Source organism: Bacillus sp. L_1B0_5, from assembly GCF_000836715.1.
Taxonomy (GTDB): domain Bacteria; phylum Bacillota; class Bacilli; order Bacillales; family Bacillaceae_G; genus Bacillus_A; species Bacillus_A thuringiensis_S.
This window is the reverse complement of record NZ_JXIS01000004.1, coordinates 1-14,852: the sequence shown is the minus strand read 5'-3', so window position 1 is coordinate 14,852 and position 14,852 is coordinate 1. Positions and strand designations below refer to the sequence as shown.

The following is a 14,852-nucleotide window of genomic DNA, read 5'->3' as shown; positions in this document are numbered from 1 at the left end:
AAGACAACGATGGATTATCCCATCATTGTCTTTTTTACTTTGCTTCTTACATAAATCATCCCAGCAAATGTTAATAAAAATGCTGTCCCGATAATGAAGCTAGCGCTAGGTGATGCTCCGATTGCGCCGACTGTAAAGGAGCCAGCAACAACTCCTAATGAGAAGAAGGCATAAAATAATCCGAATGCCTTTCCGCGATTATCGTCTGTAGTATTTTCAACGAGTAAAGCGTTAATAGACGGGAAGAGGATCGCGAATCCAATTCCATAAATCATCATTACGATAAAGAGCATACCTTTTGTAGCAAATAATCCGAGTAAAGATAATGCGAATGCCATAACTGCAATTCCGATTAGCATTAGTTTCGAACGATTAAATCGATCGTAAATACGATTTGTTGGAAGCAAGAAGAAGAGGATAGCAGTTATACCGAATACACTTAACATCATGCCTGTTGTAGATGCTTTAAGCGCTAATGCCTCAACTTTTACTGGTAACATATAAGTGACAATTCCTTGTGAAAACATTAATGTGAAAGCACCAATATATGCTTGTAATAACGGTTCTGATTTTAAAAGTTCAACCATATCTTCTTTGTTCATCATTTGCGTTCTTGATGTATCTTTTCTTGATACGTTATTTGGTAAGAAGAATAGAGATACGATTGTACCAAGAGCCATTAAAATAGAAATAGTAATGAAGACCCATTCTACGCCAGCTGTTGCTTTCATAATACCGCTGAAAGCAGGTCCGACGATTGCCGCTGTTCCAACAGCAGCACCAGATAGAGCCATTGCTTTTCCTTGTTTTTTTGCATTTGTTTGTTTTGATAAAAATGTAAAGGCAGCAGGAATTAAAAAGCCATCACTAAATCCATGCATAAAGCGAACAACTAATAGTTGTTCACCACTTTGAACAACGGTGTATAACAAGACTATGAAACTCGTAATTCCCATGCTTATATAAAGGATTTTTTTTGCACCAAATTTATCGACAGCGGCTCCAGCAATAATATTACCGATCATATTAGCGAATGAGTACATACCGACAACTAGCCCGATAATAAGAGGAGTTCCTCCAAGGCTTTGAGCGAAAGTACTCATAATAGGTAATTGTGAAAATGTATCTAAAAATGCCACGATAACGATAAAGTAAATAAAATATTTCAAGCGATATTCACCTCTCCTATGCTATTATGGCACAATGCTAATTTCACCTGCAATGAAATTGAATTAACAGATGTGGAAAAAAGTACAAAGTGACAAAATATTGAACGTTATTTGTAAAAAATTAGTGAAAATGCGATTGTTTTTTTGAAATATATGGATAGAAGTATTATAATAGAATCGTAAACTTCACCAGGTTAAGTATATACATAGAGAGGGATGTATAAAATGAAAGCACTACTTTGGCATAATCAACGTGATGTACGAGTAGAAGAAGTACCAGAACCAACAGTAAAACCAGGAACAGTGAAAATCAAAGTTAAATGGTGTGGTATTTGTGGGACAGACTTGCATGAATATTTAGCAGGGCCTATTTTTATTCCAACAGAAGAACATCCATTAACACATGTGAAAGCACCTGTTATTTTAGGTCATGAGTTTAGTGGTGAGGTAATAGAGATTGGTGAAGGAGTTACATCTCATAAAGTGGGAGACCGCGTTGTTGTAGAACCAATTTATTCTTGTGGTAAATGTGAAGCTTGTAAACATGGACATTACAATGTTTGTGAACAACTTGTTTTCCACGGTCTTGGCGGAGAAGGCGGCGGTTTCTCTGAATATACAGTAGTACCAGAAGATATGGTTCATCACATTCCTGATGAAATGACGTATGAACAAGGTGCGCTTGTAGAACCAGCAGCAGTAGCAGTTCATGCAGTACGTCAAAGTAAATTAAAAGAAGGGGAAGCTGTAGCGGTATTTGGTTGCGGGCCAATTGGACTTCTTGTTATCCAAGCAGCTAAAGCAGCAGGAGCAACTCCTGTTATTGCAGTTGAACTTTCTAAAGAACGTCAAGAGTTAGCGAAATTAGCAGGTGCGGATTATGTATTAAATCCAGCAACTCAAGATGTGTTAGCTGAGATTCGTAACTTAACAAATGGTTTAGGTGTAAATGTTAGCTTTGAAGTAACAGGTGTTGAAGTTGTACTACGTCAAGCGATTGAAAGTACAAGCTTCGAAGGACAAACTGTAATTGTTAGTGTATGGGAAAAAGACGCAACAATTACTCCAAATAACTTAGTATTAAAAGAAAAAGAAGTTATTGGTATTTTAGGATACCGTCACATCTTCCCAGCTGTTATTAAATTGATTAGCTCCGGTCAAATTCAAGCAGAGAAATTAATTACGAAAAAAATTACAGTGGATCAAGTTGTTGAAGAAGGATTTGAAGCACTTGTAAAAGATAAAACACAAGTGAAAATTCTTGTTTCACCTAAATAAGATAGAATCGAAAAGAGTAGCCCTTTTCTAGAAATAGAAGAGGGCTACTTTTTTTCTATACTGAAAGGTGATAGACTTTCCTTTGACTAAATGTATTTTTGTTTGGAAGGGAGAATCTAATGCTTTCATTTTTGTTAACTTTAAAGCGAATGTTAAGAGCTTGTTTACGAGCGTGGAAAGATAAAGAATTTCAAGTATTATTCATATTAACAATTTTGACTTTACTATCGGGTACGATTTTTTATAGTACAGTTGAAGGGTTACGTCCTATTGACGCTTTATATTTTAGTGTGGTCACGTTGACGACTGTCGGTGATGGGAATTTTAGTCCGCAAACTGATTTCGGAAAGATATTTACAATCTTATACATATTTATTGGGATTGGATTAGTGTTTGGATTTATTCATAAGTTAGCAGTTAATGTACAATTGCCAAGTATATTATCGAATAGAAAAAAAGAGTAAAGCATGTGGGTGCTTTACTCTTTTTTTACATTAGTTTAGACAAGCCTTAATAATAGTTTATTAAAATGAAAGTGTATTCATTCATTATATTCACTGTGTATAAAGTTATAATGATATGAACATTTGCATATTTTAATTTAGTGATAGAAATTTCGTGAAAGGTGGGATATTCTAGTCATAGGTTAACCGGACGACATCATAGGATCCTAACAAAATGTTTACAATAATTCAATTATAAAATGGAGGATTTTATATGAAAAAGAAAGTACTTGCTTTAGCGGCAGCTATTACATTAGTTGCTCCATTACAAAGTGTTGCATTTGCTCATGAAAATGATGGGGGACAGAGATTTGGAGTTATTCCGCGCTGGTCTGCTGAAGATAAACATAAAGAAGGCGTGAATTCTCATTTATGGATTGTAAACCGTGCAGTTGATATTATGTCTCGTAATACAACACTTGTAAAACAAGAGCGAGTTGCACTATTAAATGAATGGCGTACTGAGTTAGAGAACGGTATTTATGCTGCTGACTATGAAAATCCTTATTATGATAATAGCACATTTGCTTCACATTTCTATGATCCTGACAATGGGAAAACTTATATTCCGTATGCAAAGCAGGCAAAGGAAACTGGAGCTAAATATTTTAAATTAGCTGGTGAGTCTTACAAAAATAAAGATATGAAACAAGCATTCTTCTATTTAGGATTATCTCTTCATTATTTAGGGGATGTAAACCAACCGATGCATGCGGCAAACTTTACGAACCTTTCGTATCCACAAGGATTCCATTCTAAATATGAAAACTTTGTAGATACGATAAAAGATAATTATAAAGTAACGGATGGAAATGGATATTGGAACTGGAAAGGTACGAATCCAGAAGATTGGATTCATGGAGCGGCAGTAGTTGCGAAACAAGATTACGCTGGCATTGTAAATGATAATACGAAAGATTGGTTCGTGAGAGCTGCTGTATCACAAGAATATGCAGATAAATGGCGCGCTGAAGTTACACCAATGACAGGTAAGCGTTTAATGGATGCACAACGTGTTACTGCTGGATACATTCAGCTTTGGTTTGATACGTACGGAAATCGTTAAGTATTTGAAAAAGGTCAAATCTCAGAATAGAGTATTTGGCCTTTTTATCACTATACAATACATGGAGGTATGAAACGTGAAAGGTAAATTGCTAAAAGGTGTACTTAGCTTAGGGGTTGGTTTAGGAGCTTTATATAGCGGAACGTCAGCTCAAGCAGAAGCATCTACAAATCAAAATGATACATTAAAAGTGATGACGCATAATGTATATATGCTATCAACAAACTTATATCCGAACTGGGGACAAAATGAGCGTGCTGATTTAATCGGGGCGGCAGATTATATAAAGAATCAAGATGTTGTTATATTAAATGAAGTGTTTGATAATAGTGCTTCAGATCGTTTATTAGGGAATTTGAAGAAAGAATATCCAAATCAAACAGCAGTATTAGGTCGTAGTAGTGGAAGCGAATGGGATAAAACGTTAGGAAACTATTCATCTTCAACTCCTGAAGATGGTGGCGTTGCGATTGTGAGCAAATGGCCAATCGCTGAAAAGATTCAATATGTATTTGCAAAAGGATGCGGGCCAGATAATTTATCGAATAAAGGATTTGTATACACGAAAATTAAGAAAAATGATCGTTTCGTTCACGTGATTGGGACGCATTTGCAGGCTGAAGATAGTATGTGCGGAAAAACTTCACCAGCATCTGTACGTACGAACCAATTAAAAGAAATTCAAGATTTTATTAAAAATAAAAATATACCAAATAATGAGTATGTGTTAATTGGTGGTGATATGAACGTAAATAAAATAAATGCAGAGAACAATAATGATTCAGAGTATGCATCTATGTTTAAAACATTGAACGCTTCTGTACCATCTTATACTGGACATACAGCGACTTGGGATGCAACGACAAACAGTATTGCAAAATATAATTTCCCTGATAGCCCTGCCGAATATTTAGATTATATTATTGCAAGCAAAGACCATGCGAACCCATCGTATATAGCGAATAAGGTGTTACAGCCGAAATCTCCACAATGGACTGTTACATCGTGGTTCCAAAAATATACGTATAATGATTACTCTGATCATTATCCAGTAGAGGCGACTATTTCTATGAAGTAGTTTCAAAAAGTTTCTTCGTAAAGAAGAAACTTTTTTTATTTGCAAACAGGAAAATCATACTTTCTTTCCAATATGTATAAGACATATTGAGAAGAGGAGAGAAAAATGTGGATCGAGGAATTTTTAAAGAAGTTCCATTACCGTGTGCATTTTTGGATGAAGTGGCTTTAGATAGAAACATTCAATCGATTATAGAGTTAAGTGGAAATAAGAAGATTCGTATAGCGAGTAAATCGTTACGTTCTGTTCCAATTATGCAAAAGATTTTAGCTGCAAATGATCGATTTCAAGGTATTATGTGCTTTTCACCTAGAGAGATTTTATTTTTAATAGAACAAGGATTTAATGATTTATTGCTCGGATATCCTGCTTATGATGAAAGAGCTTTGTATGAAATTAGTTTGCTAACAAAGAAAGGTTTCATTATAACTTGTATGGTGGATTGTGAAGAGCATATTGTGTATTTAGAAAAAATTGCTGAGAAATCTAAAGGATGTTTTCGTGTTTGTTTGGATATTGATATGAGTAGTCGTTTTTTTCAATTTCATTTTGGTGTACAAAGATCCCCGGTAAAAAATGTGCAGGATGCGTTGAAAGTAGTAGAAAAGGTGAGAAGGTCATCATATTTAATGTTAGATGGTGTGATGGGTTATGAAGCTCAAATTGCTGGGGTGGGCGATCATATACCGAATCAATGGCTGAAAAGTAAAGTGATTTCGTATTTAAAGAAGAAATCAGTGTTAGAAGTTAAAGAAAGAAGAGAACATATTGTAAAAGCAATACAAAACCTTGGTATTGAGCTAAGGTTTGTAAATGGAGGGGGAACAGGAAGCATAAAAACAACCGAGAAAGATAATTCAGTTTCAGAGATTACAGTAGGTTCTGCTTTTTATTCTCCGAAGCTGTTTGATTATTATAAAGAGGTGAAATTTCATCCAGCGGTCGGATTTGCCTTACCAGTTGTGCGTAAACCAGCCCCGTTTATTTACACTTGCCTAGGTGGTGGATATATTGCTTCAGGAGCAGTTGGAAAAGATAAAGAGCCTGAAGTTTGGAGACCGAAGGGTGCAAAACTATTAGCTTTAGAAGGTGCTGGCGAGGTACAAACGCCAATTTTTTATAACGGCGAGGAACGAGTGGATATAGGAGAGTCCATTTTGTTTCGTCATAGTAAGGCTGGCGAGTTATGTGAACGCTTTCCTTTTTTGTATCGTGTTAAAAAAGGAGAGATTGTTGGGGAGTATTCAACATATCGGGGGGATGGCCAATGCTTTCTATAAAGGGGAAAAAGTGGAGGAATTGGACAGGGAATGTAGAAGGAACGCCGCATTATACGATGTATCCAGAAAGTATACAAGATGTAGTAGAAGTTGTGGATCTTGCACGAAAAAAGGGGAAGAAAATTCGTGTTGTCGGTTCAGGACACTCGTTTACCCCCCTTGTGCAAACGGAAGAAGTTTTAGTTTCTTTAGATGAATTGAAGGGCATTGTGAATATTGATGCAGAGAAGATGGTTGCTGAAGTATGGGCAGGAACAAAGTTACATGATTTAGGGAAGTTACTTGAGGAAAAAGGTTATGCGCAAGAAAATTTAGGGGATATTGATTCACAATCTATTGCAGGAGCGATTAGTACGGGGACTCATGGAACGGGTATTACCTTTGGGAGTTTATCAACACAAGTTATAGAGATTACGGCAGTTTTGTCTAATGGTGAGAGTATAGTTTGTTCGGAAGCTGAGAACGTAGAATATTGGAGAGCGTTTCAGTTGTCACTTGGAATGTTAGGTATCATTGTAAAGATAAAATTGAAGGTTATTCCAGCGTATGCACTCGTTTATGAAAGTGAAAAACAGTCATTATCTACTGTAATGAACAAACTAGAAGAATATAAGAAGAATCGTCATTTTGAATTTTTCGTTTTTCCTTATTCTGATGAAGTACAAGTGAAATTTACGAACGAAACAACGAATACAGGCAGTGATTTGAAATGGCATAAACTAAAGGTTGAGTTACTTGAAAATAGGATGTTCTCTTTGCTATCTCAAGGGTGTAAATGGTTTCCTTCTATAAGTAAAGGAGTGAGTCGATTATCAGCTAAGGCTGTACCAAACACAAAAATAATTGGCCCGAGCTATGAAGTATTTGCTACATCACGTACGGTACCATTTTATGAAATGGAGTATAGTATTCCCTCAAAGTATATGAGGGCGGTTGTAGAAGAAATCTCAAATCTTATTGAAAAGAAAAAGTATAAGGTGCACTTCCCAATCGAATGCCGCTATGTGAAAGGTGATGATATATGGCTTAGTCCAGCCTATGGAAGAGATTCAGCGTATATCGCTGTTCATATGTATAAAGGTATGAAATATGCTGCTTACTTTGGCGAAGTGGAAAAAATTTTTCTGAAGTATGAAGGGCGTCCGCATTGGGGGAAAATGCATACATTATCATATGAGCAATTACAAGATATATATCCAGAGTTTCATTCGTTTTTACAGGTGAGGAAATCTCTAGATGAACTTGGAATGTTTTTTAATCCTTATGCAGAAAATTTATTTATCCCGCTATTTGCCGGGCAGTAAGACCCCCACTGATTAAAGTTTCACATTATGTATATGAAAAAGCTGACAAATAATTATTTGTCAGCTTTTTTTAGTGTAATTGCATTTCTTGTATGACTAATATGTTCATAAAATAGTAGTTTATCACGGCTAAATACATGTAGTAAAACATGAATAATGAATAGGCCGTTAATGATAAATAGGAATAACAATGTAACGAGTAATACTAAAGGTTCTGTATGATTTAACATAGAGCTACTAGAAAGAATGTAATTGATTCCGCCTAACGCAAAATAAAATATACCGTAGCGAATAAATAGTTCTTTTAATGTAATACGATCTGATTTTCCTTTCAGGTGAATGCGAAGCAATGCTTTCCCAATTGTTTTTCCATTCGTAAAGTATGGAATAATAATAAAGTAAATAAGGATTGAACACGTAATGAAAATGAGTTCATACATATTGGTGTAAGATTGCATATTAGAAACGAAGAAAGAATTTCCTTTGTTTTTAATGACAGGTACAACGATAGATAAGAAAATCCAATCAATTTGCATTGCGATAAGGCGACGAATGAATCCGACTGGTTTCGTTTCCAAATCAATATAACTATCTAACTCATTTGTCTTCGGAAGGAAGTACGTAAATATTGGTGCAATGATAAAACCAATTACGCCACCTAATGTATTTAAAAACAAATCATCGATATCAAATAATCGGTATGCACAATTGTATATACCGTATAATCCAGTCACTTGTGTTAGCTCGAAAAATAGTGAAAGGAAAAAGGAAATGCAAATTGTTTGTAAGAAACTACGTCGGAAATAATAACGTAAGTAAATACCGAATGGAACAGTCAATAGAACATTAAATGCAACTTGTAAAAACGCAGACTCTTTTAATAAGTAGAAATAAGTAGCTGGTTTCGTTAAAACTGCCGATGTATGACTACTAATCTCTTGTATGAAATAAAATGGTGAGAGTTGCATGTGTTGTGTATTAGCCGGTTGTAGGCTACAAGTATCAAACGTTTGTGGTAACGGCAAAATAACAAGAAAATAGGCATTTAATAAGTAAAGTAATAATGAGTATAAAATAAATGAGCGCCATTTATTTAAATAACCGTATTTTCGATAATTAAATATTAAAAAAGGGATTAAAAGAAACATTGCTAAAAAGGGAAATAAAATAAATGCTGTTTTTACTGGAAATAAATATGCAGTCAAAGTAAAACTCCTTTCAATGAAAATTCGTTTATCATTATAGCGCTAAAAATATTTAAATACAAAGTTAAAATCTTTCGAAATAGAAATAATTACTAATTTTATAGGAATTAAGTTATAATAAATTTAATATAAGGATATTATGATTATATAAGTTGAGAGAGGGTACAAGAGATGCGATATGAACTTTTTTCTGTAAGTGGGGATCATATTACGACTTTTGAAAGTGCATGGCGTTTTCAGGAGGGAGAACAGATTTTTGTTCATGATGATCAAACAAAAAGAAACTTTATTATTATTCGTCTGACGCATGATGTATTTCAACAAAATAAACATGTTATTCGTTTGTATTGTCAAGAAAAGAAGGTGTATGCATAAGAGAAGCCCTCTTACAGTATGAAAAGTAAGAGGGCTCTTTATCCCGCTATTTGTGGGAAGCACGATTGGTGAGGATTAAAGTTTCGCTTTATCATTTTGCCCTTCGTAAGGAATAAAAAGAGAAGGGTTAATGTACATAGGTAGCATTTGATTTGGAAGAAAGGATATAGCCTTGTATTTTGCGCTTCAAAGTTACATTTCTTTCTCTTTGAGAAAGCCATGTACGGTAATCTTGTTGTGTTTTCCATAACATACGAATCATATATTCTGCCTTATCATTTGTACGATGAACATGTGAAAACTCTATGTTAATACAACCGTTCGTTCCGGGAGAAGGATAATATTGTTTAAGCCCATAAAGTAGCTCACTTTCATATCCGTACTTAATGTGAATGAGTTTAGTAACAATAAACATATAAACACCTCTTTTACGATAATAGTAGGAAAGATAGCTTTACTATAATAGTGAATTTAAATATTATTATACTATTCAGAAAATTCAAAGTAAATGATAGATTTTAACTTAATAAAGGTATAAAAAAGCGAGTCATCTAGTGTAATAGAATGACTCGCTTTCAATTTGTAAGTTTCATTTTATAAGAAAATAAGAGTAAGTACACCTACGATAATACAATAGAAAGAGAAATATTTTAAATTTCCTTTTGCCATAATGTTCATAAACCATTTTAGTGAAATATACGTCATGATAAATGTTGCGATGAATGCAACAACATATGGCACGAATAATGTGTCTAGATTTGGATCATTTGCAATGTCTGTAATGCTTAACAATAAGCCACCTAAGCTAACAGGAATGTATAGTAAGAATGAAAAGCGAAGAGCTGTTTCTTGCTTCATACCAAGTAACATTGCTGCTACGATTGTGGCACCAGATCGGCTTATTCCGGGAATCAGTGCGCAAGCTTGTGCTAATCCGACGATGATTGCATCTTTCATAGAAAGGTCGCCATCATTTTTACGACCGCGTAAATTTCTAATAATCCAAAGGCCGACAGCAGTAATAAGAAGGGAAATCCCAACCATCTTCACACCTTTTAAGTACTGATCAATGTAATCTTTAAATAAAACACCAATAACACCTGCTGGAATGGTTGCAATAACAAGATAAATAATAAAGAAGAAATCTGATTTTGCGTCTTCTGCTCTTGTAAATATATAAGAGAGACCATTCTTCGTTAGACGAATTAAATCATTTCTATAAATAAGTAATACAGCTAATAATGAAGCTGAATTAACAAGTAGTTCGAAGCTAAACCCTTCTATTTTTAGTCCTAGCAAATGTTGTGCTAAAACGAGGTGACCACTTGAAGAAATCGGAATTGGTTCTGTTAGTCCTTGGAACAGACCGAGAATTAAATATTTTAAAACGTAGTAAAATTGTTCCATAATAACCTCCTTGTTTATTAGTTGAAAGAAACAACTTTTCCATTATAACAAAGATATGGATGAATATTGAAAAGAAATAAATATTCGAAATAAAATAAAAATCCCTTATAGCAGTATAAGGGATTTTTATTTTTAATCAAGAATTTACTGTTCCTTGAAGACTTTTAGACAATTGAACATCGACTTTTTCAGCATCATGAATATGATTCATAATAGTAGTATTTAATTTTTGGAACATGTGTTGTGTGTTAGCGAATTCTCGTAATATGTCATCATTACAAGATTTTTGGTTTTCAATAGCCTTAATAACATTTGTAGCACCATTTTGTAACGTTTGAATCATAACTAAAATATTTTCAATTCTAGCGTTTGTATCGGCGCTCATTTCTACACCTTCATCGACTAAATGTAAATTATCTTTTGTGTTATCGTATGCTTTTTCAATTTCTTCTTGAATTTTTTTCGTTAAGTTGCCGATGTTTTTTGTACTTTCTGCTGTACTTTCTGCTAGTTTTCTTACTTCATTGGCAACGACAGCGAATCCTTTACCGTGCTCTCCAGCACGCGCGGCTTCAATACTCGCATTTAAAGCAAGTAAATTTGTTTGTGCTGCAATGTTTTGAATGACTTCTACAATTTGCTCGATTTCCTTTGAGCGTTCGCTTAGATGATTCATACTATTAGACGTGCGTTGGGATTGTTCACCTAATTTATTAATTACAATAAGTAAGCGGTGAACGGATTCTTTTCCTTCATTAGAGCAGTCAATAATTTCTGCAATAGACTGAATTAAGCTTTGTTCCTTTTGTAACATTTCATTATTTAACTCGTTGGAATGTGTCGTACGTGTTGAAACATTCTCGAAACATGAGCTTAATTGTTGAACTAAATTTTGGAGTGTATTGTGTTGGTTATTTACAAGTTGATGCTCTTGGACAACGCTTTGTACACGATCGTGGATAGTAGAAATAGTCTCTTGTTTTTCAATATCTTTTTGTTTTAATTCTGCTTCTAATTCTTGTATACGCTCTTCTAATTGAGCAATTGTATGTTGGAGTGATTTCTTTTGAGTAAACATGTATTTATTTCAACCGCCTTCGAAAGTTATATTTTCTCTATATTTGGATTTTAGCATCTTTTGTATTTTTTAAATATAGGAATTGTTAAATATTTAAGAATCTATTACATTTTATTCATAATTCTCTTTTTTTCGTCACGAAAAATAAACTGTATTTAATCGTTTTGTAAACAAACTGTAAAATAAATCATGTATAACTGTATAAGAAGGGAGTCGGATTATGAACTATTTTAAGCGAATCAGTAGTCTAGTATTAGCAGGAATTATCGGTCTTTCTAGTACAGTCGCTGTAAAAGCAGAGTCAAACGACGAGAAACTTAACAACATGCAACAGCAATTGCAACAAAACGATGCAGAAATGCAAAAGAAAGAGCAAGAGAAGCAAGCTGTTAGTAAAGAAATTAAAGGTATCGAAAACGAACTACATAATTTAAATAATACAATTGCAAAAAATAAAGAGGATCAAGCTGCTATTCAACGTAAAATTGATGAAACACATAAGCAGATTGAACAAAAAAAGGAAGAAATTATCGTTTTAGAGGATAAAGTCCTTGCTCGTAAAGATATTATGAGAAAACGTATGGTTTCTGTTCAAAACAGTTCAAATACAAGTTTAGTAGTAGAAGTTGTAGTAGAGTCAAAAAACTTTGCAGACTTCTTACAACGTATGAACGCAGTTTCTACTATTCTAGAAGCTGATAAAGAAATTTTACGTCTACAAGAACAAGATCTTCGTCAAATTGAAGAGGACAAGAAAACAATTGACGAAAAAGAAGCATCTTTAGTAGTAGACAAACAAAAATTAGCAAAAGCGCAAGCTGAACTGCAAGATAACTTGAAGAAACGTCAAGATAACTTACAAACAGTTCAAGCTAAATATAATGAGGTTGCAAGTCAACTTAATTTAGCAGCGGAAGAGAAAGCTAAAATTGAATCAAATATGAAGGCAGTACAAGAAACGATTGCTCGTGAGCAAGAAGCAGCAAGAATCGCAGCGGAAGAGCGTGCAAAAGCAGAAGCGGCTGCAAAAGCAGAGCAAGAAGCCTTAGCGAAAGCACAAGCAGAAATTGCTGAAAAGCAAAAGCAAGAAAAAGCTAGTAAACCGGCAGAACCAGTTGCTAATAATAATTCGAAGGTAGAACCTGCACAACCTTCTAAGCCAACTGCTGGTGGGAAAGAAATTTATGTAGAAGCTACAGCTTATACAGCTGATCCAGCGGAAAATGGTTATGCGTCAGGTCAACAAGTATTTTCTGCATGGGGACCAGGTGGTAAAGGTTATAATCTAACTGCAAACCCAGGAATGAAATTAATTGCTGTAGATCCAAGTGTTATTCCATTAGGCAAAACTGTAAATGTTGAAGGTTATGGAGTCGCAATTGCAGCAGATACTGGTGGAGCGATTAAAGGTAACAGAATTGATGTGTTAATGCCTGATAAAGGGTCTTCTAGTCAATGGGGAAGAAAAATCGTTAAAGTTACAATTTTAAACTAAAACGTAATCCAACTTTACAATACGTAGAGTTGGATTTTTTTATAATAATAATGTTAAGTTGAGTTTACATTTTGTTAAGGATAGCATACAATAATGGTGAGAGGTGGTAAATTTGACCATTTTAAACAGGGTAAAAGAATTAAGAGCTCGTTTTAATTTTTCACAAAGTGTATTAGCAGAAAAGGTTGGAGTGACGAGACAAACAATTGCTGCAATTGAAAAAGGGGATTACGTTCCTTCATTGTTACTAGCATTGACGATTTGTGATGTATTCCAGTTAAAGATGGAAGACGTGTTTGTTTTAAATAAGGAGGGGGAAGAGGATGAATAGAATTGGTTTTTCTTATATTATAAATGTACTCTATACTGCACTAGCATGCTGGACATTTGTTGAATTTTATAGTGTTATTACAGAGTTAGCAGATATATTTAAAAACGAGAATTTCCCGTTTGAAGTAGCGGTTAATGGAGTACCATTTATTTTATTATTTATTGGAGCTATTATAGTTACAATTTTTTATAGAATTCAAAAGAAAAAATATAAGAATTTATCTTTTTGGATGTATCCATTATTATTTCCACTAGAAGATGAACGTGAAAAAGCGATTACGGATAAAGCTTGTCGAACAACATTTGTATCGTTATGGTTTGTGTTACCTTGTGCAGTTGGATTTTTAACTTTTTCGCCTATTATTAATGAATATCTTCCTGGATACCCATTATATATTCTATTTTCTATTTTCTTTATTCAAATGACAGTATTTCACGTATCACTATACAGAAATAAATTAGCTTAAAAAGAAACCTTCTTGCACCGGCAAAAAGGTTTCTTTTCAGCTAATACTTGTACATATAGCGATATTATTTTATCATTTTATATAGAGTAAGATTTTGTAAGGGAAAGGAATTGTATATGAATAAGCAAAGAATTTATAGTATAGTAGCAATCCTTCTATTTGTTGTAGGTGGCGTGTTAATTGGAAAGCCATTTTATGATGGATATCAGGCTGAAAAGAAACAGACTGAAAATGTGCAGGCTGTTCAAAAGATGGATTATGAAAAGCATGAGACGGAATTTGTAGATGCTTCCAAAATTAATCAACCAGACTTGGCGGAAGTAGCGAATGCATCATTAGATAAGAAACAAGTAATCGGTCGTATTTCGATTCCAAGTGTTTCAGTAGAACTGCCTGTTTTAAAAGCTTCTACTGAAAAAAACTTATTATCAGGTGCAGCGACAGTAAAAGAGAATCAAGTTATGGGAAAAGGAAATTACGCACTAGCAGGACATAACATGTCTAAAAAAGGTGTTTTATTTAGTGATATAGCTTCTTTGAAAAAAGGCGATAAAATTTATTTGTATGACAATGAAAATGAATATGAGTATGCGGTTACTGGTGTATCTGAAGTAACTCCTGATAAGTGGGAAGTTGTAGAGGATCATGGGAAAGATGAGATAACGCTTATTACATGTGTATCTGTAAAGGATAATTCTAAGCGTTATGTTGTTGCTGGTGATTTAGTAGGAACGAAGGCGAAGAAGTAAAAAAGAAGGTGAACTCTTTAAAGAGTTCACCTTCTTTTTTACTCAGAGTGTTGGGAAACCCTTTAGGG

The 14,852-nt window shown here is 34.2% G+C and carries 16 protein-coding genes; 11 read left to right on the top strand and 5 right to left on the bottom strand.

All coding sequences use genetic code 11. The features are described from left to right. Window positions 1-14: 14 nt before the first annotated feature. Entirely contained in the window at window positions 15-1,169 is a 1,155-nt protein-coding gene (locus tag RT27_RS01670; RefSeq protein WP_043935145.1) for an MFS transporter, read from the bottom strand. Window positions 1,170-1,394: 225 nt separating this feature from the next. Between RT27_RS01670 and bdhA the strand changes: the two genes are divergently transcribed. The 6 genes from bdhA (at window position 1,395) to RT27_RS01640 (ending at window position 7,678) form a co-directional block, all read left to right on the top strand. Further along, entirely contained in the window at window positions 1,395-2,447 is a 1,053-nt protein-coding gene (gene bdhA, locus RT27_RS01665) for a (R,R)-butanediol dehydrogenase (RefSeq protein ID WP_000645827.1), read from the top strand. A 119-nt stretch (window positions 2,448-2,566) separates the two neighbouring features. Further along, entirely contained in the window at window positions 2,567-2,911 is a 345-nt protein-coding gene (locus tag RT27_RS01660) for a potassium channel family protein (protein WP_043935144.1), read from the top strand. 253 nt (window positions 2,912-3,164) lie between these two features. After that, the gene (gene cerA / locus RT27_RS01655) at window positions 3,165-4,016 is read left to right on the top strand and encodes a phospholipase CerA (protein ID WP_043935143.1); all 852 of its coding nucleotides are present in this window, start codon (window positions 3,165-3,167) and stop codon (window positions 4,014-4,016) included. A gap of 76 nt (window positions 4,017-4,092) precedes the next feature. After that, entirely contained in the window at window positions 4,093-5,094 is a 1,002-nt protein-coding gene (gene sph, locus RT27_RS01650; protein ID WP_043935142.1) for a sphingomyelinase C, read from the top strand. A 107-nt stretch (window positions 5,095-5,201) separates the two neighbouring features. After that, window positions 5,202-6,374, top strand: a complete 1,173-nt coding sequence (locus RT27_RS01645; protein WP_043935141.1) for an amino acid deaminase/aldolase — start codon at window positions 5,202-5,204, stop codon at window positions 6,372-6,374. Next, window positions 6,362-7,678: a D-arabinono-1,4-lactone oxidase gene (locus RT27_RS01640; RefSeq protein WP_043935140.1), complete on the top strand. Its 1,317-nt coding sequence runs from the start codon at window positions 6,362-6,364 to the stop codon at window positions 7,676-7,678. The genes RT27_RS01645 and RT27_RS01640 overlap by 13 nt, the downstream gene beginning before the upstream one ends. Window positions 7,679-7,731: 53 nt before the next feature. Here the strand turns inward: RT27_RS01640 and RT27_RS01635 are convergent, their stop codons facing one another. After that, the gene (locus RT27_RS01635; RefSeq protein ID WP_043935139.1) at window positions 7,732-8,883 is read right to left on the bottom strand and encodes a VanZ family protein; all 1,152 of its coding nucleotides are present in this window, start codon (window positions 8,881-8,883) and stop codon (window positions 7,732-7,734) included. Between the two features lie 171 nt (window positions 8,884-9,054). Between RT27_RS01635 and RT27_RS01630 the strand changes: the two genes are divergently transcribed. Continuing rightward, the gene (locus tag RT27_RS01630; protein ID WP_001268332.1) at window positions 9,055-9,258 is read left to right on the top strand and encodes a hypothetical protein; all 204 of its coding nucleotides are present in this window, start codon (window positions 9,055-9,057) and stop codon (window positions 9,256-9,258) included. Between the two features lie 127 nt (window positions 9,259-9,385). On the opposite strand, the gene RT27_RS01625 is transcribed toward RT27_RS01630, so the two are convergent. The 3 genes from RT27_RS01625 to RT27_RS01615 form a co-directional block, all read right to left on the bottom strand. Beyond that, window positions 9,386-9,673, bottom strand: a complete 288-nt coding sequence (locus tag RT27_RS01625) for an antibiotic biosynthesis monooxygenase (protein ID WP_016083512.1) — start codon at window positions 9,671-9,673, stop codon at window positions 9,386-9,388. 179 nt (window positions 9,674-9,852) lie between these two features. Next, a complete protein-coding gene (locus RT27_RS01620; RefSeq protein WP_000434794.1) occupies window positions 9,853-10,665 on the bottom strand; it encodes an undecaprenyl-diphosphate phosphatase in 813 nt (270 codons plus the stop codon). A gap of 136 nt (window positions 10,666-10,801) precedes the next feature. Further along, the gene (locus tag RT27_RS01615; RefSeq protein WP_016083511.1) at window positions 10,802-11,743 is read right to left on the bottom strand and encodes a methyl-accepting chemotaxis protein; all 942 of its coding nucleotides are present in this window, start codon (window positions 11,741-11,743) and stop codon (window positions 10,802-10,804) included. A 220-nt stretch (window positions 11,744-11,963) separates the two neighbouring features. Between RT27_RS01615 and RT27_RS01610 the strand changes: the two genes are divergently transcribed. From RT27_RS01610 to RT27_RS01595, 4 genes are all read left to right on the top strand, one after another. Beyond that, window positions 11,964-13,238 (top strand): 3D domain-containing protein, encoded by a 1,275-nt coding sequence (locus RT27_RS01610; RefSeq protein WP_029441638.1) that lies wholly within the window; start codon window positions 11,964-11,966, stop codon window positions 13,236-13,238. A gap of 112 nt (window positions 13,239-13,350) precedes the next feature. After that, window positions 13,351-13,569: a helix-turn-helix transcriptional regulator gene (locus tag RT27_RS01605; protein ID WP_000154011.1), complete on the top strand. Its 219-nt coding sequence runs from the start codon at window positions 13,351-13,353 to the stop codon at window positions 13,567-13,569. After that, window positions 13,562-14,035, top strand: coding sequence for a hypothetical protein (locus RT27_RS01600; RefSeq protein WP_029441639.1), 474 nt, complete (start codon window positions 13,562-13,564; stop codon window positions 14,033-14,035). The genes RT27_RS01605 and RT27_RS01600 overlap by 8 nt, the downstream gene beginning before the upstream one ends. 116 nt (window positions 14,036-14,151) lie before the next feature. Continuing rightward, entirely contained in the window at window positions 14,152-14,784 is a 633-nt protein-coding gene (locus tag RT27_RS01595) for a class A sortase (protein ID WP_001041724.1), read from the top strand. The last annotated feature ends 68 nt before the right edge of the window (window positions 14,785-14,852 follow it).

Coding starts and splice junctions, on each gene's coding strand:
- RT27_RS01630 (WP_001268332.1), top strand. CDS start 9,055: ATGCGATATGAACTTTTTTCTGTAAGTGGGGATCATATTACGACTTTT.
- bdhA (WP_000645827.1), top strand. CDS start 1,395: ATGAAAGCACTACTTTGGCATAATCAACGTGATGTACGAGTAGAAGAA.
- RT27_RS01660 (WP_043935144.1), top strand. CDS start 2,567: ATGCTTTCATTTTTGTTAACTTTAAAGCGAATGTTAAGAGCTTGTTTA.
- RT27_RS01625 (WP_016083512.1), bottom strand. CDS start 9,673: ATGTTTATTGTTACTAAACTCATTCACATTAAGTACGGATATGAAAGT.
- RT27_RS01595 (WP_001041724.1), top strand. CDS start 14,152: ATGAATAAGCAAAGAATTTATAGTATAGTAGCAATCCTTCTATTTGTT.
- cerA (WP_043935143.1), top strand. CDS start 3,165: ATGAAAAAGAAAGTACTTGCTTTAGCGGCAGCTATTACATTAGTTGCT.
- RT27_RS01620 (WP_000434794.1), bottom strand. CDS start 10,665: ATGGAACAATTTTACTACGTTTTAAAATATTTAATTCTCGGTCTGTTC.
- RT27_RS01640 (WP_043935140.1), top strand. CDS start 6,362: ATGCTTTCTATAAAGGGGAAAAAGTGGAGGAATTGGACAGGGAATGTA.
- RT27_RS01615 (WP_016083511.1), bottom strand. CDS start 11,743: ATGTTTACTCAAAAGAAATCACTCCAACATACAATTGCTCAATTAGAA.
- RT27_RS01610 (WP_029441638.1), top strand. CDS start 11,964: ATGAACTATTTTAAGCGAATCAGTAGTCTAGTATTAGCAGGAATTATC.
- RT27_RS01600 (WP_029441639.1), top strand. CDS start 13,562: ATGAATAGAATTGGTTTTTCTTATATTATAAATGTACTCTATACTGCA.